We start from the raw sequence: 23,153 nt of genomic DNA on the forward strand, positions 1-23,153 counted from the left end.
GATTACCCGAAGGATAACTACCTGACGGTACTGCTGTGTTGATTTCGTTATCTCTAGTAACAGAGTTTGCTTTAGATAATGTAACTACTGGCATGTTCCTCCCCCTTTCCTATCGTAAATGGCCGTTGTTGTGACCGACCCCTTTTTCTTCCAAATGGAATCAAACCTCCAACCGGCTCTGTGCCTCGTTATAGTAGCCTCGAATGACTTTGATAGAGTCAATTGAAGATAGGTCATCGTTGAAATTATTGTGAGTGAAGCCATCCGGCAGCGTGGATTCCAGCGTATTCATCCGAGTTTTTAGGTTAGAGACGTCCGCAGTCAAAACTGAAATAGTTTCATGAGCATCTTTGATTCCTTGTTCCCAGCGGTTAATATCCACTTCCGTTACCGGATCGTTATAATGCCAATTGGTTTTCGCTTGATAAGGCACCTATACTCCTCCTCTCACTTCGACAACGAAGGTCAGATTCACGAATTGGGCCCCGTTCATATTGATAGTGGCGGTCTTTTCCGCAACGACAGCACCCATACTGGTTCTCAGCTTGGCATTAGTGATCACGGGTACACTGGCGACATGCTGTGCCGATACTTGCAGTGCGATCGCATTCGAAATGCCTGCAATCGGATGTGAAGAGATGGCGACTGCATTAATAGGTACGGAAACCGAGCCGTTGAGCAGGATATCCCCGCCTGTCACCCGTGCCAGCAAGTCGCTTCGTATGGTTTGTAGGTAGCTTTGAGTAATCATCTGACTACCTCCTCATATCGTTTGATGGGAGTCATCCCGGCCCGAAATTCGCTTACGCGATGGTACTCTTTGATTCCAACGACCAGGATATCGCGCAACTCGATTGCCTCCGGCGAAACAGGCTCAAAGGAAACCCCATTGCAGTGAACGGGACGGATTTTTTCAACAGCCTGCACAGCGTTTTTAGTGTCGAACCTATCCTCGATAGGGTAAACGTACCGGATCACCTTTTTATCGAAGTCCTCTACCATTTGTACTTGCTTGAAGAGCGATGAATTGTAGCCAATTGCCCGCAGTACGCTTGGCGTAAATCCGAGGTAGGCCCAATGCTTTTGCTGGATATTCTTGCGCCGTTCCTCTGTGCTCAGTAACTGCTTTTTTCCGAAGTAGATCCAATCCCAAACATCGAGGGCCCAGGTGGCGGACCACGGACTAAACTGCCGCAAGAGGTCCTCTCGCTGTACGTTGAACGCATCTACCGTTGAGCCTGTGCCTTCAAAGTGATATTCTGCCACCTCATTTTCGTACCATTGAGGCGACAGCATGCGCCTGTATCGTTCAGGTATCATGTCGTCACCACCAGGGTCAAGGTGGCAACAGAATCAGCCGGAACCGTCAGATTGGCTTCTGCGTTGTTTATTTTGTAATCAGCGAAGTCCTCTACCCCGTCCACAAAAAAGAGCGCTCCGATTTGCTGGTACACGATCTGAGAGCGCCCTTTCAGGTAGGTTTTGATTTGAGTAATGATTTGCTGCTGTACGTTCTCTGGGACTGCGTCTGCTCGCAATACAAGTCGCACAGCGACATTTACAGGGAATAGGTTTGCTGGAAGGATCTTGAGATCATGCAGCGCCTTTCGCTTGTCTTCCAGCTTTGCTTGAACGAGTGTCACGAGCTCAGTAGTGGCAGGCTGGCCTTCCAAGTCTGTGATGTACACATCAATCGACAGGTCGTGCCTCGCCTTTTCGATAGCTACCGCTCCGCCCACACCGTCAACGTCACGCGCCCACCGCTCATAGTCCTTTCGGCGACCATCGCCATCCTCGGTTCTTGCTCGATCAATCAGGCGCTGCCTGTAGGCATCGTCTGTCTCATCAGCATTGCGTGGTAAGCCAAAAAACACCCCAGTCGCGTCCAGAAATTCGCCGTCTGACCAGGGAAGAAACCTCTGCAAAAACCCATACTCAAATAGCTGTTGCTGCTCGCTAATTTCCACAGCCAGAGGGTAGAGCAAATCGTAAAAGATTTCCCCTTCCCCCGTTGCTGGTGGCGTATCGCCCCTCTGTTCAGCAAGCAGAGTCATCCGGTTCGCCATCCGCTGATAAATCTGGTCAGGTGTTTCCTGCAAGACGGGCATTTCCGGTCTGTCTATCGTTGCCATGCGTCTACCTCCGTCCTGGTTGTACCCCTTACTCCTTCTATCTCCAGTGAAAAAATGATACGACTGCCCTCATACTTGATATCAACCACTTCGGCCCGCTCGATCTCACTATGAGCCTCTAGCGCTTCTTGAGCCTGTGTTTTGATGACAGGAAGAGAGATACCAGACTGCATACGTCCTGTTTCATAAAGGAAATCAACGCCATACCGCTCAGAGTATATTTCATAGCGAAAACGGCGTGTGTTGAGGATTTTTTTTGCTACCTCTTCCAGGTACTCAGCGTACGTGGCTGTTTTGATGTACCTCCCGTCAGGTCCCTGCAATAGTTGCTTGGTTACCCAATCAAACTTGTATGTCCACGGGATCGGGTTATCTGGCGATTGCACCAACTGCGATTCTTCGCCATCCAGTTCAGGAAACATCTACCCCACCACCCCGAGCAGAAGGTACTGACCGTTAGTACAGTGCAGCAGTGCCACTTTCTTGCCTACATCCTCCAGCAGCCAGGACGTCGGGTTCAACTTGACCAGTTCGTCCTCTTCCAGTGGCTCTGGGTCCTCGTCCAATTTTACAGACAAGGGCGATAGCGACAGCAGCACGCCAAACTCGCCCTGTGTGTTTTGCAGGCCGTCTTGGGCCTGGCCTTTCAGCTTGGCTATTACAGAATGCATGCCTATCCCCTCCCTTCCAATTGCAGGTCCATGGTGTACTGCCTGCCCTTCCAACGAGCATTGCAACTCGTGACTATCCAATCCGTGATAGTCACATTGTCTTTCTCTTGTATCTTGATGAGCCATCCCGCCCGCAGCCGGGCTGCACTGTCGTCCTCGTGTTTGACAGTGATTGAGCGTGTACTTGATATTTTCGATAGGTTTGCCAACTGTTTCGAGGCCAGAGAACCCAGGTTCTTTTCTTCTCCAGCATCAATCACCTTCTGCATCCGACCAATCTGCTTGATCTGGTTTGCATTTTCTTTTGTAACACTGCTGGAAACCTTATCATCCTTGTATTTTTCCACTGTAACAACGGTGTACACTTCCTCGATGCTTTCGCCCGTGGTGCTGCTCTCCAATATGCTGGCCCGGAACATCGGTATCACGCTGTTTGCCCCCTCCGGCAGGACCATCAGCTTATCTCGCTGATGCTGCACAAAGTACCGGAAGCCTGTTTTGTCGTAAGCCTGCTCCGTCAGCGATGTGAAAAGAGAGGTATAAGTTTGTGCTCCCAGCCGGTCTTTTACTTCAAAGCCAAAGGCTGGACAACTGAATTTTATTCCAGTTGCTTTGATGATCCTCTCCAACTCTTTGCCCGCGTCTCCATTCAATTTCATGCGTGATGTTTCGTTCTTCTGCAAATACCAGCCTAGCTCGTAAGCAGTGCCAGACAGGTCGCCTGTTTTGTTATCACGATCAAATCGCACAATCGGGCCATGGAAAAACTGCTGCGATTCCTTCAACTCGTAACCGGAAAAGACCATTAAAAAGCCCGCCGACTGTAACGGCGGGGCATTCTTGATTTTGAAATCAACACTTTGAGCAATCTGTCCACGCGCCGAAGACCAGGACAAATCCAGCACATGGTTGGTCAGGTCATACCGTGTAGTTTCTTTTCCGTAGATGACTTTCATGCCCTCGCCACCTCACTGCACCCGCGAAAGTTTGAAGTCTTGGATTTTCTTATCGATGCGATCGCGTTGAATGGCTTGCATTGCTGGATCGATCAGTGAATCACTATTTTTCTTTTTGCCAGTCTTGCCGCTCGTGTTTGGCCTCGCAGACTGCTGTTTTGCAACCACACTACTGGGGCTCAATACCTGTGTCTGATTGCTCCAGGTAACAAACTCATCCTTTACAAACAGCGGCAGCTCGATCGATCCGTGATAATCGACGTTTTTACCTATAAAGCGTCCGTCTACAGCCCCGATCAAAACATTCCACGCCAAATCGAGCTCATCTATTGTCAGCAGGACTTCTGATCCTGCCAACAGGTCTATGCCTGCAAGCCAAGCACGCGGTCCCTGATAACCTTGTACCTCGATATAATCCGCTTCGATATCTCCCGGAAGGAAAAACTCAAACGAGATTGACTTGGGACGGCTGCCGGAAATGCGATTGCCTGTTCGTAATGTGATGCTCGTCGTACTTTCTGTATCGTTTCCGTACCCGCGAAATTCGATTTCACCTGGTGTGACCGGAAAGGTCAGGCGATACTTGCCTTGGAGGCGTATCATGTCGTCACACCCCCGCTTGTTTCAAGCGAGTCGATAAACGCTTTTTCCACGATTCTTTTAATCTCGTTCGAAACCGTTGGATCTCGAAGCAAACGAAGCATGCCAGCAACATCCTGTAGCACTCCATCCGCTTTCAGAGTGATCGGCATGGCGGAAATGGTCAGAGAGGTCAGCTTCGGCTTCTCTTCTTGCTTCTTCACTGGCGACACAACAGGTATTGGTGGCCCAAGTACTGGTGCGGAAGACGGAGCCACAGGCGTAGGTTCATCAGGTGGTGCTGCTGGTGCATCGCTCCACCACGATTTCACCTTGTCAAATAACGCTCCTCCACCGAATGCACCAGCAATCCCACCTACGATACCTCCAATTGCAGTACCTACACCTGGTACCACTGAGCCGATTGCAGCACCTGCTGCTGCCCCTCCCCAACCTCCAAGCGCTTCTGAACCCACTTTGCCCGCCATGTCCAGTTTGTCATCTGCCGTAAGGATTTGACCTGCACCTATTGCAGCTCCTATGAATGGTAGTTTTCGAAATAGACTACCACTTACGGATTTAACTCCTTCCCATGCACTTTTAATACCCGGCAAGATGGCATCACCTTTCGGAAGCAAACCCCCAACGCTTTTTAACGTCTCTTTCCAACCAGACTTCGGTATTTCTTTGGGTGCTCCTTTACCAAACGCCATATCCGCCGCGTCTTTTGAGGAAAGCCAATTTTTCTTTGGTGCCACTTCTTTTCCTCCCCAGCTTAAGGGATTCCACCATTGACGTTTGCCGCCCTTACCGCCTTTTCCACCTTTACCTTTTTTGTCTGGTCCGTCTGGTAAGTCGATGTCAGGCATACCGCCACCGAGCGCTCGTCTTATGGCAGCCGCTTCAGCCGCTGCCAATGCAACCTTGAACTTCCATAACCCATATGTGACACCAGCAACTATAAGCCCCATCCCTGTAAGTGTGGCTTCTATCGGAGCGCGGTCCATCAGGTCTTTTGCTTTTTTGATCCCTTCAGCGATATCTTTAACAGTCGGGCCTAGATCCTGAGCGAGAAGTAATCCTAAACTCGTTAGCTCATTCGATAGCATTGTTTTGGCCTCAATAAATCCCCTTAAAGGATCGTTGTCCTGATACTTCTTGAATGTCTGGTCCAATCTCCCCTGATAGTTAAATTGACTGGCGTCAGTCATTCCGATTCGTCCAGCAGCCTGCAATAATGGAGCATACGCCTTAGAGATATCTTCTCCAGGACCCGCTCCCAATTCATTCAAGAGCTCTTGTCTTACTTTCTGATCTTGGATTCCGCCAAATGTTTGTAACAAAGCCGCTACTGCAAACTGATTGTCTGCTGTATTTTCTGAGTGGATCGCTGTCGCGATGGTTTTAGATTCATTCTCAGCACGCTTTTGAGCAACGTCTGATTCCAAACCTTGTGCCTCGTAGGCTGTTTTGAGCACATTAACCATATCGCCTTGATTATCCAGCTTAATTGTTGCTTCTTTCAGTGCATCAAAACCTTTATCGATGGACCAGAGATTGTTCATTTCTTTTGTAAGTTCCGCGAGTTTTTCAGGTGTATCCAAGAACTTTGTAACCTGAGTGCTGTACTCTACGATTGAATCTAACGCCTCTCCACGGATGTCTGTGGTTGTATTTGCTATCTCGGCAAGTGTATCTCCAAACCGTCCGATATCTGTTATTTCCTTCCACGCTTGTTGCATTGCAAACATAGTTCTTTGGTATTCCTCAACGCCCCCCAAGTCTGGGCGAATTGCATTAAGTTGAAGAGATTGCCTTGTGATATCAGCTCCATTAACTTGATCGAACCTTGTTGCTTGAGTCATTAAATCCTTAATGTGTGTTCTATCAACATTTGGATTGATCATCGAAAAATCTTGAGACTGCTGCTGGAATTGTAGTATTTCTTCTGGAGTATCACCAAGGAGAGAGCGCCTAGCATTCGCTTGAGTTTCCAAAGTTAACCGATCAATGAATCCTGCCCCTGTGTAAGCTGCTGCTGCACCAATTATTCCTCCTGTTGCTAATTCTCCTCCTGCTCCGGAATTCGCTTCAATTTCCACTTTTGCTTTTGTTCCATCGAGGGATTTAACTTCTTGACGAATAGCGGATATCTCACGTCTGGCTTGGTCATCAATGTTAACTTTTGGGGAAACCCTTATCGAATCAAGCCCCCCCAACTGTCGCTTTAACTGCTGTACCTCTTGCTGCATTTTGTCCATCTCGCGCTTAAAACCTCGCTCGTTTTGTTCAGCAGCCTGTTTAATTTTTCGCATTTCCTTGATCATGTCTTGTGTAGCATCGTCAAGTTGATGTATTTCTTTTGTCGCGCTCTTTGAATATTTAACAACCCTCTGTATCTCAGGCGACATCTGATTTTTCGCTTGTAAATACGCTGTGATTCCTACGACAGCCCCCATCCTATTCCCCCCTAAAAAAATAAAAAGGTGACCATATTAGTCACCTTCTGTTCATGCTTCCCAATCTATATGAAAACCCGCACGGCACCTTGGACAAACTGCTTTGTATTCGTACTTATAAACCACTATTCCTTTTTCACATCTTGTACACCAGAATTTGCTATGTCTCCTTGCTTCTCGAAATATCGGAATGGCACCTAATGAACCCAAGATCATAATTGGTATACCTATAATGAAGAGACCGAAGACAGAAAAAATGATTCCCGCAAACACTGACCCAGCGATTACTAACAACCCAAAGATTATTTTAATGAGACTCATAAATCTAAATTGTGGTTTTTCTAATGATATTTTTGCCATATGGACTTTCCCCTCCCGCCCTTAATTCTACCCCACCTCAAATTTCGAGTCAGTCCAAACAAATCGGGAACAAACGACAAATTTCGACTCCCCAGCCGTCACCCGCTCGGGAAAAGGGAGAAGGGCAGCCCTTCTCCGACAGGATTCTCTATCCAACTCGTTGAATGGTTAATGTTGGAAGGGGGTGTTAAAAATGAAAGATATTGATTTTCAAGCTATTGAAGATGCAATTATTCAAAAGCACATCAGTACTCTCAAAAATCCCGAGAGTGAATTGGCGGTATCAGTGACCAAACTCGCAGCAAGATTAGCTACGTATGCCGTAATGGAGTATCACAAGCAGCTTCAAGCGAATCAGTCAGAGACTGAATAACTCTTTCTTTTATCTTTTCAGACAGGATTGGATCTTGCATTATCTTAACGGTTGTATTGATGTCAGCCTTACGCTGATTTGCTATCTCTTCCCGCACGATTTCTCGAATTCGTTGTTCGGAAAGGAACATTCGTTATCACCTCTCACGAAAATTAATTGTGGAGAAGGCTATTGCTGTGCCTTCTCTATCTCTTCTGCTTCTACCGCTTGGCAAGCCATAATGAACAGCTTTTGCATGTAGAAGTCCACCTCGTATTCTAAGATATCGGCTGGTCTTCCCCGTCCGTTGAGGAATGCCCGACAGAGATGGCTTGATTCTCCGTCGGTTCGGATGAGTTTTTTAGGTCTTCAACCACTTCCTGCTCTGACTTTACCCTCGAATTTACTTCGTTGACCTTGTCCAGCAACGCCTGATATCCTACTGGATCTCGCTCGAAGAGCTTCACAGGTAGTTCGAACTTGTCCTTGGCACGATATGCGAGTAACAGTTCCTTGTTATTCCATGGGAATTCGTGTTCAGTAGCCTTCACGATGCGGACATCATTGTACCGGAAGGAATCAAACCGACCGTTTACATCCTCAGCCAAACGGAAGCATTCCCGGCTTTCTGGCATCGTTAGCTCACGGACGCTCCACTCGTCTCCGCAAATGGAGACAGAGCCAGTACGACGTTGCACTGGCTCCTGTGCTTTTGCTAGATACTTCTCAAGCTTACTCATATGTTCTCCCCCTATTCGGTGTATTCAGGCAGCTCGTCCAGATAGTCCGGCTTTTCGTTCGACATGCCTTTGATTTCGTATGTGGCGTTATCGTTGCCATCAGCTTTGGCTTCCCAGAGCGTCAGTTCCTCGGGATTTAGCACAATGTTGGAGATACGGACGCGCTCTGTATTGCCCGCCTCTTTGTCCAGCGTCTCCCCGATCAAGAACGGCAGGACGGGTGTCTTGCCTCTGGTCAGTTGATCCACGCAGAAATACTTCAGCGCCGCATTTGTTGCGGTGATAGTCAGGGTGACTTCAACATGCCAGTCGTTGATAGTCTGGATTTTCCCTTTTTGCAGCCGGACAGTGTCTCCGTACTCCACTTTGAGGATAAATTTTCCCTCCAGAGTGCCATAGATGGGATCGCCGTTCTCATCATAGACTTGGCAGTTTTTCAGTTTGATATCGCGTGCAATTGCCAACTACAGCACCTCCCAGTCGATGTCGAAGTATTCGATGGCATCCAGAGGCTTGGCCGACAACAAGAAGCCCCGGCGGTCTCCCACACCGTTTTTCAAGTCCGTAAAGGTCCATCCCGTATCAATAGCACCCTGCTGCTCGCGGACCTGCAAGTAGGCTTGTCCAGCTCCCACAAAAACCGCGCCTCCCAAATCGTTGTTGGCTAGTTTTCCCTTGTACTTCTTGCCAACTGTCATTAAATCGTTGACGATTTGATCGAGCGTCATGCTCACACGAATTTTTCCGTAATCCTCGCGTTCATCAGTGCCGATGACAGAGAGTGTATTGACGGCGCTCTCGATGATGTACACATCGCCGTCTCGTGTGGCAATAAGCGTTCCGGTACTGAGCGCATTCAGAATTTCCGTGTGGCCCCAATCCTTGAGCGCCTTTTTCAACGGTACAACGATGGCTGTGAACGATTCGTGAGCAGGGGTAGCTGCAATCATACCTGCCACCCATGCTGCCCATTGAAGGCTACCGTACATTTTCCCATTGTTATGCTGCCCGGCAATCGCACAATTGACGACGTATCGGGCATTCATAGAGACAGAGCGCTCGGTATGCTTGGTCATGTTCTCATCGTCGTTGCTACCACCACCGATGACCAGCGTGCTGAGCTTTTTGTTCAGTGTTCGTCGGTCGCTCATAAACTGCTTAGCTGCCGCCTGGACAGCCGGATCATCAAACGGCAAGTGCATTGCGTCAAAATCCGCGCCAGATACCACTGTGAATAGCTTGGTAGCATCAGTCGATGTCAGACCAGCATTTCCAGAGACGCCTCCTGTCAGGAGAGTCTCCGCAATATCCGCAATTGCCGTATCTCCGATTTTTGAAACACGGACATAGATCGATTGTGTTGTTTTTGCTTCCAGTTCTACAACATCCACAAAAGAAAACTTCTCGGTCTTGATTGGTCCCTTCACTTGCAGCTCTTTTTTGCCCGGTTCTGCTGTCGAGGTTGCAATCGATACTGTGATGCTGTTTCCTTTTGTTCCTGGATACAAAGCTTCGATCTTGATAGCATCAGCCTGTGAATATGCCGCCTTTACGGCATTTCCATTTGTCATACGGTAGCCGATGATGGTTGCCCCACCCTCCGCTGCAAGCTCGATTGAGTCAACCTCGCCAAACGTTTCCGCGATCCTCTCGTCATACCCAGTCACTTTGACCATCGTATCAGGTGCCCCCCACTCAGCCTGGTAGGGCACCAGGACAACGCCGCTTTTTGGTACAACACGCTCCTTTGCTTTTGCGATCAATTCGACCGTTACCCCCGGTCGTTCACGTTGAATTGTCATAGTTACTCACCGCCTTTGTATTTGAACAACCGCTTTCTAACTTCACTTTCGGCTACTGCTCCATGGTCTGTAACATCAAAAAGAGCGCCTGCCACCTCGAAGCGTTCTGCCTTGAAGTATGTTGCGCTCTCTATCCATTCTTTTCTGGTACGTGTCAGCTCAGAGGGATCTGCTGGTTGGTCTTTGCGTGCCACTACGACCAGTCCTCCTCGATTTCAAATGTATTGATCTTCTCCACCTGCGGGCGCGGGATGGCAACCTTATATTCAAACCGAAAGATGATTTCCGTTCGGTCTTTTTTGTCAGACCGGATGCGGAATGATGTGTTGTCGATGTCAATGTACAATCCATCTGTTTTACCACGGTAGCTGTATCGTTCGCGGCGGAGCAACTGCCGCAGTGGCTCGGTGGATATCGGCTCATACACCTCTTGCCCGCCGATCTTCCGCTTTCGATGATGCAACACAATCCCAGCGTCGGAGATAATTTTGTACGACGTCAGAGTGTTGCCGCGCTCAGATACCTCTTGGGTCTGAATAAAAGCCATTGGAGGAGTAAACTTACCTGATAACCACACATCCAAGCTGTCCAAGATGGCGAGGTCAGGATATGCCTCGTTAATCAGATCGATTACGCAGGACAATTCACGGTTTTCCATCACTTCACCATCCTTTCCATCTCAGCCTGCAGCAGTTTTTGCAGTAGCGCCTGCATGCCGCCCTGGAAGTCTTGCAGAGCTATGTCAAAGTATTTCCTACCTATGAAACTGCGCGGCTTGACCATAAACCCACCCTTTGCAGATGGGTCATAAATGAACTTGCCCACTCCGTTCCAGTAGCCGGGCACGAAATAGGACTTGTCGATCGTATAGCCATCGTTGAGATATTCCGCATAAGTCAGATTTGATCCGACTTCAAGTGACAGCGTGTTGCGGTCGCCATCAAATTCCCAGACGTTATTTTGATCTCCCTGAGAAAACGAATTCCAAAGGGTCCCGGTGTCGATCAGGTCCTGGCTTCCCAACTCGTCGATTACATGATTGAGCAGTTCTTCCCCGAGTTGATACATGATGCGCTCCATGATTTCAGGAGTGTTTCGATTTAGCTTCTCCATGCGTTTTTGAAACTCACGGAAATCCACTATTCGGCACCCCGCTTCTCTTGGAGAGCAACAACTGACAAGAGACGGCGGCCAGACGTCACAGTGACGACCACAAAATCTCCGTGTCCTGGCAGCTCGATGACATCATCTTTCTTGACATCTTCAGTCAGCAGAAATCCGAGCGTTGCTTTGTACTCCCATGTCACTGGGTCGGCATTCGCCGGGCGTTGCCAAGACGATTCTACGGCCCGTATACAGCCCGTTACTTGGCGCGGGGGTAGTTCTGTAGTCGTCACGCGGTTGCGCTCATCTTGCCCAGTTTCTGTTCGTTTCAGAACGATCAAATCATTCATACGGTGGTTCATAGCACCATCGCCTTGACGTTACCACCGTCAGTCGCCTCAGCCGTAAAGGCCATCCACTGCCGTAATAGGGAATCGACTAGTGGGCTACCTGTTGTAACGTTCGCTCTATCCACCGACCAGGAATAGCCCTGATCCGATTCGGAAGTAATACCTCGCGCCTCAGCCCCGAGAGTCTCGTCATTGTCCGTTAAAGCCATTGCCTCCACCAGACGGAAGTGGGCCACCTCTAGGCGACTGTCTTCGTCTGCAAATGACCGGGACGTGAACAGCTCAATGCGCACCTTTGCCTCGTTAATGAGATAGGAAAGCCGCTCAGGAGTCATTTCCTGAACGGCCCGCGTGCTACTCTGCTGCTTTACCTGCTCCGGTATTAGCATGATTAATCACCTGCAGGAGTATCCGTTGATGGTTCACTCGTGGCAACGGATTGTGTATTAGAGGTGGATCTCTTGTCTTCTTTTACAACCTCAAGGTCTTCGTACCCCTCAAGGTCTTTCCACTCTTTATCGCTGACATTGTAGGTCTCACCTGAATGGAAGAAGCGCCCCCCACCAATGTGCAGAGCGCCAGAATCGTGCTTGTATCTGATTTTCATCTACTTCGCCCCATTCCTACAATTTCGTACCTGTCATCCAAGCAACCGCTTGCGTCTCCAGCACTGCCGCATCAGCATATCCAAAAAGAATATGGTAGGTGGCATCTTTGATGGCTGCTGTTGCGCCGTCCGCTGTGCGCTTATAGCGAAGATCACGCGTAAACACTGGCACCAAGTTGCTTAATGGCGTCAAGGCGACGAAACCAGTTTGTAGTGATTGGACAACCTCGATTGGATAGCCTGCGATCTCCGTCAATTTGCCGTTTACCAATGTGACATCACCAAGTGCGGTCTGGCGCTTCTGAATGAGTGCGACCAGCTTTTGGTACGTCCGGCGCGACATGATCCACGTCAGGTCCGTCATGTTGAGGTATTTCTCATCCAGTAGCAGTACATGGTTGACGAAATCGTCGATGGTTGGCTCGTTTGTGGTCAGGTCCGTTTTCAATGTGGATGTCTTCATTTTCTTCACGAATCCATCCATAACGGACAGGAACGGATCAGCAGTTGTTCCGTCTGGCAGTTTTGCCGCAGTATCTCCGTTGAAGAGCAGGTCCTGCATATCTACCCCAAACTGTCCTTGTACCAGATCAATGGTTTTGGTCTCAACATCGTCTCCGCGTGCTGTGTCGTTATACCATACGTCATCATCTTTGAGCCATTCATCCCAGAACACCTTTTTTACGGCATACGGTACGTCTGGAGTGGAGATGCCGCCAGTACCCGCTGGTTCCTCAGATCCTGTATGCTCCCGAATCTGACGAGACTTTACTTTCAATCTTTGCAGCTTACCCGCAGGAGTGTCCGTGTACTTGGTATTCAGTTTTGGAAGTGTGGTCGCCTTCTTCAGTGTGTCAACAAGAAAGGCTTCTGCTTCTTTCTTTGGCATGGGCAGATCAATTGACTTACGGATGGTTGCAAGCTGCTGTTCTTTTGAAATCAGTTGGTTGTTGGCTGTCATCTTATTGGCCTCCATTCATCATTCGGATGTAGCTTGGTACTTCACTTTTGATGATTGTTGTTTCTGCAGGTGGTTGACCGCTTGGTCCCCGATTATTTTTAACTAGCTGCACATCGGCTGAAAGTGTCTCCATCTGTTTAGTGATCGGTTCCAACGCTTTTTGAATAGCATCAGAAAGAGCATTAACTTCTGGATCACCTGACGCTGCAGGTTTCTCTGGTTGTTCTCCACCCTCTTCCTTCTTCAACTCTGTGATTTCTGTTTGCAGGTCCTGCAACTGCTTTGTAATGGGAGACAAAGCGGCAGATACTGCCTTTTGAATGTCTTCTGCTTTCACGTCATCGTCCTCCTCGTCTTCCGCCTTGTCCTCTACTTCTGTCAGCAGATTGGTAATGGCGGAATGTGCTTCTTTCAATTTGTCCAGACGAGCCGCTGACAGTTTTCTGCCCACCTTTGCGATCTCTTCTGGAGGCTTGCCCAGCGCTTTCGCTATGTCATTAGCTCCGAGAATCTCTTGTAGGATGTCGGAAAAATCCTGAATGGCTTCTCGTGCCTTTTCAGGGTCGCTCTCAAATTCGTACCGATCAGTATGGTAGTTGTAACGTTGAATCGTACCCGAAAACGAGCTCCAAGCAGTCCAGAAGTCGTTTGACTTCTTGTTACGTTCATATTTGTCTTTCACTTCGCCTTTGACAATGCGAGTCAACGCCTTAGCGATGGAATGTAAAAGCCCCTTCTCTACCGATTCATCCTCGGTTCCAGAAGAGGCTTCCTTGATTTTTTCGCGCTTCCCGACTCCCCACATGGAGAACCCAGTAATCTCGCCTTTTTCGATCTGTTCCCATGTATCAGCGTCCGTCACCTTTACACCTGCCACCCAGGAACCTTTCTTGATTTCTTGATCACCTAGTTTCATATCCACTGGAGTGATATAGGATTCAACGACAAATCCCTTGTCTGCGTCCAGATCATGCTGTTTGTCGATGTTGTAGGTATGCTGTTTCTCCATAAACATATGAGCAGCCTTTTCGATTTCATCTTCCGTCATCTGATCTTCGTGGGCATCCTCAACGTCCGGCTCATATACAACGCCGTAGACAATCTGCTTGGCTGTGTCTGTCTTTGCGATGCGGATATCTTTTTGCAACGCTTCTTTTCCCTCTTCCTTGATAATGGCAAATGGGCGACCGTTGGCGCCTTTGTCCACAAGAGAAATGTGGGTTATCCTTGCATCTTTTAAAGCATATGTCATGTTCATTACACCTCCTCTCTATCAAAATACAGCCTGCATAGTGCAGCGGCACTTCACAATCTGCTTTGCACTTCCTGCCGGGTCTCCGGGATGCATGAGTTTTTCACCTCCTACGCGGAATGGCTTATCGATGTCTACCGTCTGACCATTGGCTTCACGATGGTCTTTACGCGTCCGTTTGTTATTTGCTGCACGCCACCGCTTTTTCTTCACCTGGCCAGACTGCTTCCAGCCCTCCAACTTGCCGCCATTGGCTGCTGCCGTTGAAATGGTTCTGGCTACGGTAACAGCTCGATTCATGTTAAATGGCCCCTCTTCACCGCTTGCAGCTTGCTTGCTGACCTCTTTGACCAGGACAGCCCGTTCCGCAGGGGTCTTGCCCGCCCCAATAGCCTTTTCGAAAGAACGAATCATGCGATCAGCCGATGTGTTATTCATGGCTGGCACCAGCTTCTTCAGCTTTTTGGCGAATTTGGCTGCTGCTTTGTTCTCTTGCTCCCACTGGGCATCTGTGTTGATCCCTATTGCTTCTGATTCACCAGCCAAGTTGAACAACGGCATGAACGCATCGTAAACGACCTGCTCGAACTTATCCTGAAAATAGTCGCCATCTTGAATCTGTAGGATTACTTTCCATAGTTCATCAGAATCTGCGGCAAGCTCCTCACTCAATTCCTGAATAGCTTCGTCGAGCGCCTTTCCCTGTAGTTCCAGAAGATCAGCAATCGACTCCTCGCCTTCCTTGTACAGTTTCTCAAGCAACTGTCGCTCCGCGTGGGTCAGTTCCAAGCTATCAAGAAAGTCGTCATCGTCTGCCTTGACAATCAAACGGAGGCATCGATCACACATGGTGCCGCTCCCCCGTCTCCCGCAGCATGCGCTTCGCAATAGTAGCCAGCCTTTCCTCTGGGTCTTCGACAAGTTCTGCGCCCCCGAACTGATCAGCTGCAGGAGCAAGTTGTGCGATAGGTGTATCCAGATATCCCTCCGCGTAACGGCCCTCATCGATGACGGTTCCGAGGACTTCCTCTGCAATCGGAATCAGGTCGCGGATCAGCAAAATGCCTCTATCAGCCAGGTAATCCAACATGGCTTTGCGCTCGTCTGGATCTGATATCTCCGGCCCGCGCAGAACGGATTTGACCCGGTAGACACCAATGGACGGAAACAGCCGTTTGTTGAAAATTTCATTCATGAGCCAGTCTCGATAAGGGTTGAATACCTGCTCCTCTGCAATCCTTCGCGCGTTATCGCTTGTCGCCCGGTTATAATCGTCTGACTCACCCGTGAGGATCGGTGGCAGACGAAAGGAGGAACGGGTCTCCTTGCGCTTGTCCTTGTTGTAATCGATGAACAAGGCATCCTGTTGCAGAAGGTCGTTCAGCTTGTCCAGCTTGACCTCCGTTTTCTCTTTCTCATCCCCAATGAGACCCTTCTCAAATCCTTCAACTTCCAGGTACAGAATGCCCCCTTGCGAGTTTTCTCCCTTGGCTCCCTGTAAAGCAGCAATCGATTGGGGGGTGAGCTGGCCGTTGATGACCGACAGGATCATGGAGAGCATACGACCATTCCGGAAATAATTCAGGTTCAATTCCTCTGCACGGCGGCTTCCAAGAATGCCAGGGGTATTTCCAGACCAGCGCGGTTCACCATATTCGCCATTCCCGATCCTTAAATGAATGACCTCGTTCCCATCGCCCGGCGAGCCAAACTCACGGAACCAGACAATGCTGTTCCCTCGTTTCTGCGCATATCGTCTGACCCACTTCTCCTGGGTGAATTCCTCTACCTTCCCCTGAATGAGACGTTTGTACTTCATCGTCTCCCGCTTTTCCTCACGGGTGCATCGCATGTTTTGTGGCGGTATCCTGTATAAAGCCGGTAGTCCGCCGCCCCGGGAAACCTCCAGATAGGCGTTGCCGCAAGATTCAAGGTCTTCCACCAGTTCGCCCAGCAGCTGCTCGATAGACTTTTCCAGATTGGCCGTGAGCAGAAACCGCTCCGCGATGTCCCATTCTGTCCTAGCGGTCTTATCCGATTCGTTTGGCATATATTCAAGCGTGCAGCCGTACCCAGTGATATTTGTCTTATACGCATCGATACATTGAGGGATGATGCTGCTCTGCTTCACCACCTCCACATATGCAGTAGGCGTGATCACTGGCACAATCAGACCATGTTGTTCGTAATCACCTTGGAATTTGTCTGATGGCAACTGCTGGCTGGCTGGCGCCTCTTCCGCCTTACCAATCGGTATCCATTGCGCTCGACCGTCCTGACTCTCTTGTGTAACGCCACCCATCATATCCATCCTCCTTTCCCTTCACGGCGTTTTTCTTCACGTACAGTTGATTTACGAAGCAGGTGCCAGATTGTAAACAAGGCATACCTCAATGCATCCAGCGCGTGGTCGTTCTCTTTTATTACCTCGTCCTCTCCCCTTGCTTGAGCTTTATGGTCCCATAGGTAGGAGAAGAACTCTCGGATCAGGTTGACGCAGGACCGATGAACAAAAAGACGGCCTCCGTTGCTCGTGAGCAAGTTCTGCACGAGCTGGATTCCGTCTATCACACTGTTGTCAGCGCCTTTGATATTGGTAACGCCTTTCTGTTTCAATTCGAGAATCAGCGCGGCTGCAGATGGGTCGAGAAATACCACCTCGGGTAGATCGTCCCCTCTAAACGTCAGGAAATCCTCAGCCAATTGGCCAACTGTCTTCTGTTTTCCGACCTTCTTAGAGTCGAAATAATACTCCCGGATCGCAAAAAAGTCTTTCCCCTTTTGCCCACAGAGCAAGAACGCCGTTGGATTATTGATCCCATAGTCTCCACCTACAAATAGACGATCGAATGAAGCAGGGAGGTCATCAACCACATGAACATCCTCGTCAAACATGTCATAGACGACGCCCTCAGCCATTACCCATAGACCAAGTATGTTCCTCTTGAAGAAAACGCCGCTGAACATCCGGCGAAATCTCTCTTTGACCTTCTCCGACAAGCTCAAATTGTCATCCATGGTGAAATGGAGAAGAAGAATCTTCTTTTCGTGCGCTTTATCGATGTAGTCCGTTTTGAACCAGTGATACGGCCCTGCAGGGTTGCAGTTGAAGAATATCTTCGCACCGTTGCCGTCCGTCTCAGCTGAGCAACGTCCGATTGCTTGAACGACGAATGAATGCGGAAACAATGCAACCTCGTCCAGATACGCACCTGCTGCCGTCAACCCTTGCAGAGTATCCTGACTTGCTTCGTTGTTGGCCCCGAACAGATAGTAGGTATTCGTACCAATGATGACATGCGGATTCTCTGAGCGGTGATAGTGGTAGTCGATCCCCTTAGCCGTGAGGATCTGAAACATTGGCTCCAGGACATTCCGCTTGAGCGCCCCCATCGATTTCCCGGCTAAAATGAAGTTTTGATGCTTATGCTTCGCCAGCGACCAAGTGATGAATGAATCGATCATTGCTATGGTTTTCCCTGAGCGGATAGCTCCCTCCGCGATCACCATATCGAAATCACGATAGGGACTATTGTCAGTCCACCACATGAGTAGTTTCTTTTGCTTCTGGCTAAATGGTTGAAACTTGAACGAGGTGGTGCGCTTATGCTTCTTCGCCATCTTTGTTCACCTCATCCGCAAACACATCGGCCGCCTGCACGTTCAAAGCCTCAGCGTACCCACTGTTTTGAGCATGGGCATCGCCTTCGGTATCTCCACGCAAGTTTCCAAGTTCCAATTTCATTTTCTCGATCTTCAAGATCTGTTCTTCCGTCATAAAACCAAGGTACTTTTCCAGAGCGGCCAGCGCTTTCATCTTGTCATGAAGCTTTACACTGACGCCGTCTTTTCCTTGCTTGACCTCACTTATAAGGGTGCCGTCTACCTCGTCACTACTTCGGAAAGCAACGAAATTCCGCTTATAGGTCATTTGTTCGCCCGTCTTCGGATCGAGAATAGGGTCGCCTTCTTCCGTGAACATTGGGACATCCTGCTGTCCAAACTCCACATACTCTGATATGTCAGCGAAAGCAATCTTCATGTACTCCGCGATGATGCGCTGGACACTCACGCCAAGCTCATCCGCCATAGCTTCCTTCTGCCGCTTGATCTCAGCTTGGATATTAGGTTTTCTAATGTTCTCCCAGCCAATGACATGCGCTGTCTTCTTGCTGTAGCCGACAGCCATAGCAGCTCGGGTAGCATTGAAGTCATGAAGGTATTCCAAAACAAAAAGCCTCTGCTTTTCAGTCAGAGACCCGTCTTCGTTATCTTCTTCTGGCGGAGGATCACTCCGTTCCACTACCTGTTTGGAACGTTCCGTATCTTTTGGAACGTTTGGAGCGTTCCGTTCCGATTGATTGGAACGTTCCTTTGGTTTTGGCACGGTATCTTGAATCGCTGATGTGGAAATCGGTGCAGTTTTCTGAAAAACCTTGCGGGGTGCGCTGCCCTCGAATTGCCCAACGACTCCGTTCCGTTCCATCTGCTCAATAAGCCGCGCGGCTCTCGTGTAACCAATACGCATCCGGCGTTGCAGGAGACTAGCCGAGGCTGACTGAGCTTCTACCACAATACAGACAGCTTGCTCATATAGGTCGTCTTCTTCTGACTCGCTCTCTACAGTAGGAGGCTTTTGCGGTTTGTCTTCTGGCAACTCCCACTTGTCCTTGTTCTTCCACCCGCGGATAGTGCCCTCAGATATGCCAAGCCGGTCGGCAATATCTTTCAGCTTGATTTCCCCGTTTTCCCGCTGCCAAATCTCATATGCTTTGTCTCTGCTTGGATCTCTGGCTCTTGCCACTACATGATCACCACCACCTGATTATATTTTCTTTCAAAAATAAAGAGCACCAAATGGCGCCCAAGTTATTATTGATTCAATTCTTTCTCCAATTGATCGTATTCTACTTGTAACTCCTCTTTTTTGCGTTCCAAGAATTCAATATGGTCGGTTACTATGCGTATATCTAACTCTCTACCATCTATCCTAGATATATTTAGCATTCGATGTGAAATTTCAATAGTATCATCAATCAGAACTTGATACTGACGAATTGTTCTTAATCTCTGTTTTACATCCATTGCTCATCCCTCCCCTTGTCGTTCTTCGACAAAGAGAAACTTTTTCCTGTTAAATTGTGATTCCATCTCTCCACACAGCACCGACGTATTGGCAGTGACCCAACATGTATTATGGCGCGGCTCCCTGCTTATGCAGATCATGGCACACTCCCGCTCATTCGGTGCTCTGTGTAAAGATGAATTCTATAGTAACCTGTCACCAACCGCATAAACGCGTCCATCGTCCTCTATAATCAATAGCGGTCTTCTACACCCGTGACAAAAGACTGTAGCCGAAATTTCTCCATCCACATCCCGAATCTCTGCCTCGGTAATGATGTGTGTAATTTCTGGATCACATTTGCATTTAAGTTGTATAAGCCACCCAATCCGTTTTAATTTGTCCATCTTTCAACCTCTCTTTATAAAAGGTCCGCCCAGTTTCCCAGGCGGTAGGAGGGGTTCGCGAAAGAAAAAGTCCTTTCACTTATAGGTGGCATCTGCACGACAAAAAACAGCCTCATCCGACAAGGAAAAGGCTGTTCATCATGCGCTCCGATATTTTTTGTTGCGCTCGCTTAATGTGAGTGTCTACACTGCTTTTGGAAATGCCGAGCATCTTTGCTATCTCAGCATGAGAGAAACACTGTCCGTTCGCCATTACATAGCACTCTCGCTCCCGTTCGCTCAATCCACACAGTGCATCTTCAATTTGTCCTCGCTGCCATTCAGTAAGATTGACCGGGCTTCCTGCGGTGCCTCTATCTACAAACGCCTGCATGCGAACTGGGTCCATTAACTTTTCACGCTGATAAGCTGCCCGCCGCTCAATCCCGCGTTTGTTCCCAGGTCGCCTTCCAGTCTCCAGCCATTCGATTACCCATTCCATTTCCCCACGCATTTCACCAATCAATTGACGCTCAGCCATAGCTTCCTCATTTCCTGTCTCAGCAAGCGTTCTGCGCGCCTCATATGCGGCGTTTAATCCTTTTCTGGTCTCTTTGTATTCTTTTAGCAAATCGTGCATGAGAACCCCTCCCCAGTGCGTTTATTTGCGTGCCTTGTTTTTATCTTTTAGGAACTGTCGTTTTCCTGTGTCGCCCATCAGCCTCTTTATCTGATCGATGGTCATTACTTCGGCAGGCTTGGCTGGCGTTGGTCTTTTGTATCGCTCTATGGCCCGGCCCAGGTGCTTTGCAAAGCTGATTGGCTTTTGCTGGCGCTTCCGTTTCTCTTTCATAATTTCGTATATCTTTGCCATGGCTTGTCCCTCCTCGAAGGCAAAATAAAAAGAGCGCCAGAACACACCCGTATTGGGTGAACATTCTGACGCCCTCTGCTTTTCAGTCAGGCTCTATTCAATTAACGCAATCTCTCTCTTACTGTATTTACTACGTCCATCGCTTTGTTGTTTTGCGTGGTGATGGTGTAGCTATGGAACGGTTCGAGTTTTACGTTTTTGACGACGTTCCCATCTTCAATCACGATAACTCGTACACCTTTCTCTAAGGGATATTTTACCACAAACTCATCTTTTTCAACAGCGCTCATCTTCCGTTCCCCCTTGTCTTTAGCCGTGATATAATGTGGTTATCCGAACACACATTTGGCTCCCTGCTTGGGGGCTTTTCTTTTTCTCTTGAAATAGTATGTTAAACACTTACCACCACATTTATGGATATGTCTAAATCAGCTCCACACTCAAAGCACTCACCGTTGAAATAATTGTCCTCAACATCTTCTAACCGTTTCCCGCAGCGAGGACAAAAATTTACATTCCCTAATCTCCACTCTTCTTTCGTGCAAATTGGAATGGTCACGAAGTTCCTGTATCCACCAGCCTCCACTACCTTTTCATGGAGGAAGGTTGTCTTTACGTCTGCAATAGCTTCTGCTTCTGTGACCTCCTCTTTTGTTTCGCCAGTGATCGTCATACCTTCAGTCTGGGCCAATATACGATACAGATATTTCTTTTCCTCATGCGACTTCATGCGTATGCCCTCCTCCTCACAATTTCTTTAGAGCAAACTGCGAAGTTGCTCTTCTTTCCTACGTAACCGAAGAATCTCTTCGTTGCGCTGCTTCAACATGGACACGAATTCTTTCAGCTCAGTCTCTACTTTTTCATCAAAAGACCTGCCTTTAATCCTATCAATCAGAGTGTGCTGGACATTTAAATACTCTGTAGGGCCGTTGCAGACTTTCTTTTCGCAACTGAACTGCACCCAGCTATCAGAAATGTACCTTATCTGAAGCTTGTCTACTTCCCAAAGGCCCATGCTCTCGATCAGTTTACGCAGCTTTTCTTGTTCTTCTAGCGATGGAGCTTTTCTAATAATAGACACCCCCCAAATCATCACAATTTCTCTTATGTTAAGTAGCAGCTCTTATCTCCCTTAGCACTTTCTTGGCAAATAATCTGCTACCCGGATCTTTAGTTTCATCCTCGATGTATTGCAGTGTTTGCACTAGTTTTTCATATCCTGATCCAGATAGAGCAACCACACGAACGTTTTCTGCTTTCAAGCGCTCAACCTCTGCCTCGGCTGCAACAGCTCGCTGTATCCAGTACGGCAGCGCTTCTCGGAACTCCGTGACGAATTGGGCGTCATTATCTGTCAGATAAACATGAGGTCCTGTAACCTCATCCCCGTCGACTACACTTGCAACAACAGTATCTCCACCCATGATGAACCGGTTCAGCATCCCCCATTCCCATGGCCCCGATGTAGCTGCCTCACACATCGCCAAGTCTTTTTCTGCGTCACGTCCCGCTTGCATCCCGTTCCCTCCTCTATGGCCTTGCATCATTCATATGTTGCGCGCATTCCTCGCACTCAGGATCACCATTGTCCAATGTAACCAGCTTCTTGCCTTCGCGGAATTGCCTGCACACAACGCATTGCTTGCTATCGTCGCTTTCATCGTATGGCCCGATGTCGTCACCGTAGCTGCCCAGATAAACGCCGCGATCATGATTCCAGCAGCTCTTGCACATCTTTTCACCCGGAGCAAAGTCATACAGATGGGGATGCCTCAATTTTGCGGCTATCTCCCCGCACCAGCCGCATTCCCCGCCGTTTTCGTATTCAGCTCGAATCTTCTCCAGCTGCTCTGGCGACATTTCCACTGTCCCAACCACTTCCGCTTCCCCGATCTCAATCCGGTTTGGCAGACCGTCATAGGCCAACTGATAAACTGGGTCGTGCTCATCCGCTCCCAGGTGGATGTAAAGCCGATCCTCTACCCGTAAAAGGTTGTATACTGCCATGCCATTTCTCCCCCATTCTCAAATGTAATGAAATGTTAAATCGTCATCAATATAGTGTTGAAAACACGATAAAAGGCTCACCATTCCAATGAGTTTCTACTATCTCTCGCACAGAAATTAAGTCTGTCGTATCTTCGTCTTTGTAGACCTGATAATCAAGTGACACAACTTCGATTTCCCCATCATCGTACATCTCATCGTCAGTTATGCCTGTCGTTTCGGTATACCACAACTTCGCCTCTTCTAACGTGAATGCTGCTACTGCATCGCATTCGCAAAGCCTAAAAACAAGCACGTCTTTCAGACCTTTTTCTTCTGCAATCTCCAATGTACTCACTATGGTTTCCTCCTTATTTAACAAATCGAATTGTTTTATTAATCACTCGAATGCTTCGTATGTTGCCTCAAAAATGTCTGGCTTGCAGGGGTAATATTCACCCTTTACTCCTTTAATGATGTAATCTCCAGCATTTGCCCTCATCGTGCCTTCCAA

At 48.5% G+C, this 23,153-nt stretch carries 35 protein-coding genes and 1 pseudogene; 1 reads left to right on the top strand and 35 read right to left on the bottom strand.

Translation table 11 applies throughout. The annotated features are described in order from the left end of the window. Positions 1-160 precede the first annotated feature (160 nt). Genes C3B52_RS34080 through C3B52_RS34120 form a run of 9 tightly spaced genes read right to left on the bottom strand, consistent with a single transcriptional unit; the run spans position 161 to position 6,797 of the window. Complete coding sequence (locus C3B52_RS34080) at positions 161-433, bottom strand: hypothetical protein (RefSeq protein ID WP_103110779.1); 273 nt, start codon at positions 431-433, stop codon at positions 161-163. After that, the gene (locus C3B52_RS34085; RefSeq protein WP_103110780.1) at positions 434-751 is read right to left on the bottom strand and encodes a hypothetical protein; all 318 of its coding nucleotides are present in this window, start codon (positions 749-751) and stop codon (positions 434-436) included. Then, positions 748-1,320 (bottom strand): DUF2313 domain-containing protein, encoded by a 573-nt coding sequence (locus tag C3B52_RS34090; RefSeq protein WP_103110781.1) that lies wholly within the window; start codon positions 1,318-1,320, stop codon positions 748-750. The genes C3B52_RS34085 and C3B52_RS34090 overlap by 4 nt, the downstream gene beginning before the upstream one ends. Then, positions 1,317-2,132, bottom strand: coding sequence for a baseplate J/gp47 family protein (locus C3B52_RS34095; protein WP_103110782.1), 816 nt, complete (start codon positions 2,130-2,132; stop codon positions 1,317-1,319). Before C3B52_RS34095 ends, C3B52_RS34090 begins: the two co-directional genes overlap by 4 nt. After that, positions 2,120-2,554 carry a DUF2634 domain-containing protein gene (locus tag C3B52_RS34100; protein WP_103110783.1) on the bottom strand — a complete coding sequence of 145 codons (435 nt, stop codon included), beginning with the start codon at positions 2,552-2,554 and terminating at the stop codon, positions 2,120-2,122. Before C3B52_RS34100 ends, C3B52_RS34095 begins: the two co-directional genes overlap by 13 nt. Continuing rightward, complete coding sequence (locus C3B52_RS34105) at positions 2,555-2,803, bottom strand: hypothetical protein (protein ID WP_103110784.1); 249 nt, start codon at positions 2,801-2,803, stop codon at positions 2,555-2,557. 2 nt (positions 2,804-2,805) lie between these two features. After that, the gene (locus tag C3B52_RS34110) at positions 2,806-3,759 is read right to left on the bottom strand and encodes an XkdQ/YqbQ family protein (protein WP_103110785.1); all 954 of its coding nucleotides are present in this window, start codon (positions 3,757-3,759) and stop codon (positions 2,806-2,808) included. 12 nt (positions 3,760-3,771) lie between these two features. Continuing rightward, positions 3,772-4,362 carry a hypothetical protein gene (locus tag C3B52_RS34115; RefSeq protein WP_103110786.1) on the bottom strand — a complete coding sequence of 197 codons (591 nt, stop codon included), beginning with the start codon at positions 4,360-4,362 and terminating at the stop codon, positions 3,772-3,774. Beyond that, the gene (locus tag C3B52_RS34120) at positions 4,359-6,797 is read right to left on the bottom strand and encodes a YlbF family regulator (RefSeq protein WP_103110787.1); all 2,439 of its coding nucleotides are present in this window, start codon (positions 6,795-6,797) and stop codon (positions 4,359-4,361) included. The genes C3B52_RS34115 and C3B52_RS34120 overlap by 4 nt, the downstream gene beginning before the upstream one ends. A 553-nt stretch (positions 6,798-7,350) precedes the next feature. Between C3B52_RS34120 and C3B52_RS34130 the strand changes: the two genes are divergently transcribed. Next, positions 7,351-7,530 (top strand): hypothetical protein, encoded by a 180-nt coding sequence (locus C3B52_RS34130; protein WP_103110789.1) that lies wholly within the window; start codon positions 7,351-7,353, stop codon positions 7,528-7,530. Between the two features lie 257 nt (positions 7,531-7,787). On the opposite strand, the gene C3B52_RS34135 is transcribed toward C3B52_RS34130, so the two are convergent. The 26 genes and pseudogenes from C3B52_RS34135 to C3B52_RS37645 all read right to left on the bottom strand — a co-directional run. Further along, complete coding sequence (locus tag C3B52_RS34135) at positions 7,788-8,249, bottom strand: hypothetical protein (RefSeq protein ID WP_103110790.1); 462 nt, start codon at positions 8,247-8,249, stop codon at positions 7,788-7,790. Between the two features lie 11 nt (positions 8,250-8,260). After that, a complete protein-coding gene (locus C3B52_RS34140) occupies positions 8,261-8,713 on the bottom strand; it encodes a hypothetical protein (protein WP_103110791.1) in 453 nt (150 codons plus the stop codon). Then, a complete protein-coding gene (locus tag C3B52_RS34145) occupies positions 8,714-10,051 on the bottom strand; it encodes a phage tail sheath subtilisin-like domain-containing protein (protein ID WP_103110792.1) in 1,338 nt (445 codons plus the stop codon). 2 nt (positions 10,052-10,053) lie between these two features. Then, on the bottom strand, positions 10,054-10,245 hold the full coding sequence (locus C3B52_RS34150; protein WP_103110793.1) for a hypothetical protein: 192 nt from the start codon (positions 10,243-10,245) through the stop codon (positions 10,054-10,056). Continuing rightward, the gene (locus C3B52_RS34155; protein ID WP_103110794.1) at positions 10,245-10,709 is read right to left on the bottom strand and encodes a hypothetical protein; all 465 of its coding nucleotides are present in this window, start codon (positions 10,707-10,709) and stop codon (positions 10,245-10,247) included. The genes C3B52_RS34150 and C3B52_RS34155 overlap by 1 nt, the downstream gene beginning before the upstream one ends. Next, on the bottom strand, positions 10,709-11,191 hold the full coding sequence (locus C3B52_RS34160) for an HK97 gp10 family phage protein (RefSeq protein WP_235615952.1): 483 nt from the start codon (positions 11,189-11,191) through the stop codon (positions 10,709-10,711). Before C3B52_RS34160 ends, C3B52_RS34155 begins: the two co-directional genes overlap by 1 nt. Further along, entirely contained in the window at positions 11,191-11,517 is a 327-nt protein-coding gene (locus C3B52_RS34165) for a hypothetical protein (protein ID WP_103110795.1), read from the bottom strand. Before C3B52_RS34165 ends, C3B52_RS34160 begins: the two co-directional genes overlap by 1 nt. Then, a complete protein-coding gene (locus tag C3B52_RS34170) occupies positions 11,514-11,894 on the bottom strand; it encodes a DUF3199 family protein (protein WP_103110796.1) in 381 nt (126 codons plus the stop codon). Before C3B52_RS34170 ends, C3B52_RS34165 begins: the two co-directional genes overlap by 4 nt. A gap of 2 nt (positions 11,895-11,896) precedes the next feature. Next, positions 11,897-12,112: a hypothetical protein gene (locus C3B52_RS34175; protein ID WP_103110797.1), complete on the bottom strand. Its 216-nt coding sequence runs from the start codon at positions 12,110-12,112 to the stop codon at positions 11,897-11,899. 16 nt (positions 12,113-12,128) lie between these two features. Beyond that, positions 12,129-13,073, bottom strand: coding sequence for a phage major capsid protein (locus C3B52_RS34180; protein ID WP_103110798.1), 945 nt, complete (start codon positions 13,071-13,073; stop codon positions 12,129-12,131). Between the two features lies 1 nt (position 13,074). Further along, complete coding sequence (locus C3B52_RS34185) at positions 13,075-14,325, bottom strand: XkdF-like putative serine protease domain-containing protein (protein ID WP_103110799.1); 1,251 nt, start codon at positions 14,323-14,325, stop codon at positions 13,075-13,077. Positions 14,326-14,346: 21 nt separating this feature from the next. Next, positions 14,347-15,174 (bottom strand): phage minor head protein, encoded by an 828-nt coding sequence (locus C3B52_RS34190; protein WP_103110800.1) that lies wholly within the window; start codon positions 15,172-15,174, stop codon positions 14,347-14,349. Further along, complete coding sequence (locus C3B52_RS34195) at positions 15,167-16,627, bottom strand: phage portal protein (protein WP_103110801.1); 1,461 nt, start codon at positions 16,625-16,627, stop codon at positions 15,167-15,169. The genes C3B52_RS34190 and C3B52_RS34195 overlap by 8 nt, the downstream gene beginning before the upstream one ends. Continuing rightward, a complete protein-coding gene (locus tag C3B52_RS34200) occupies positions 16,627-17,946 on the bottom strand; it encodes a PBSX family phage terminase large subunit (RefSeq protein ID WP_103110802.1) in 1,320 nt (439 codons plus the stop codon). Before C3B52_RS34200 ends, C3B52_RS34195 begins: the two co-directional genes overlap by 1 nt. Further along, positions 17,930-19,129, bottom strand: a complete 1,200-nt coding sequence (locus C3B52_RS34205; RefSeq protein WP_103110803.1) for a terminase small subunit — start codon at positions 19,127-19,129, stop codon at positions 17,930-17,932. Before C3B52_RS34205 ends, C3B52_RS34200 begins: the two co-directional genes overlap by 17 nt. Positions 19,130-19,197: 68 nt before the next feature. Further along, on the bottom strand, positions 19,198-19,410 hold the full coding sequence (locus C3B52_RS34210; protein WP_103110804.1) for a hypothetical protein: 213 nt from the start codon (positions 19,408-19,410) through the stop codon (positions 19,198-19,200). A 183-nt stretch (positions 19,411-19,593) separates the two neighbouring features. After that, the gene (locus C3B52_RS34215) at positions 19,594-19,797 is read right to left on the bottom strand and encodes a hypothetical protein (RefSeq protein WP_103110805.1); all 204 of its coding nucleotides are present in this window, start codon (positions 19,795-19,797) and stop codon (positions 19,594-19,596) included. Positions 19,798-19,909: 112 nt separating this feature from the next. Then, positions 19,910-20,416 (bottom strand): sigma factor-like helix-turn-helix DNA-binding protein, encoded by a 507-nt coding sequence (locus tag C3B52_RS34220; protein ID WP_103110806.1) that lies wholly within the window; start codon positions 20,414-20,416, stop codon positions 19,910-19,912. Positions 20,417-20,437: 21 nt separating this feature from the next. Continuing rightward, entirely contained in the window at positions 20,438-20,650 is a 213-nt protein-coding gene (locus C3B52_RS34225) for a hypothetical protein (protein WP_103110807.1), read from the bottom strand. A 101-nt stretch (positions 20,651-20,751) separates the two neighbouring features. Beyond that, positions 20,752-20,940 (bottom strand): hypothetical protein, encoded by a 189-nt coding sequence (locus C3B52_RS34230; protein ID WP_103110808.1) that lies wholly within the window; start codon positions 20,938-20,940, stop codon positions 20,752-20,754. Between the two features lie 101 nt (positions 20,941-21,041). Beyond that, complete coding sequence (locus tag C3B52_RS34235) at positions 21,042-21,380, bottom strand: hypothetical protein (protein ID WP_103110809.1); 339 nt, start codon at positions 21,378-21,380, stop codon at positions 21,042-21,044. 27 nt (positions 21,381-21,407) lie between these two features. Beyond that, positions 21,408-21,734, bottom strand: coding sequence for a hypothetical protein (locus C3B52_RS34240; protein WP_164685059.1), 327 nt, complete (start codon positions 21,732-21,734; stop codon positions 21,408-21,410). A 28-nt stretch (positions 21,735-21,762) separates the two neighbouring features. Continuing rightward, on the bottom strand, positions 21,763-22,170 hold the full coding sequence (locus C3B52_RS34245; protein ID WP_103110811.1) for a hypothetical protein: 408 nt from the start codon (positions 22,168-22,170) through the stop codon (positions 21,763-21,765). A 13-nt stretch (positions 22,171-22,183) separates the two neighbouring features. Further along, a complete protein-coding gene (locus C3B52_RS37180; RefSeq protein WP_201264984.1) occupies positions 22,184-22,660 on the bottom strand; it encodes a hypothetical protein in 477 nt (158 codons plus the stop codon). 46 nt (positions 22,661-22,706) lie between these two features. Beyond that, positions 22,707-22,997 (bottom strand): hypothetical protein, encoded by a 291-nt coding sequence (locus C3B52_RS34255; protein ID WP_103110812.1) that lies wholly within the window; start codon positions 22,995-22,997, stop codon positions 22,707-22,709. A gap of 42 nt (positions 22,998-23,039) precedes the next feature. Then, positions 23,040-23,153 (bottom strand): annotated as a pseudogene (locus C3B52_RS37645) (PGDYG domain-containing protein); the annotation flags it as partial.

Origin of the sequence: Brevibacillus reuszeri, assembly GCF_002897295.1 — a bacterium.
Classification (GTDB): Bacteria; Bacillota; Bacilli; order Brevibacillales; family Brevibacillaceae; genus Brevibacillus; species Brevibacillus reuszeri_A.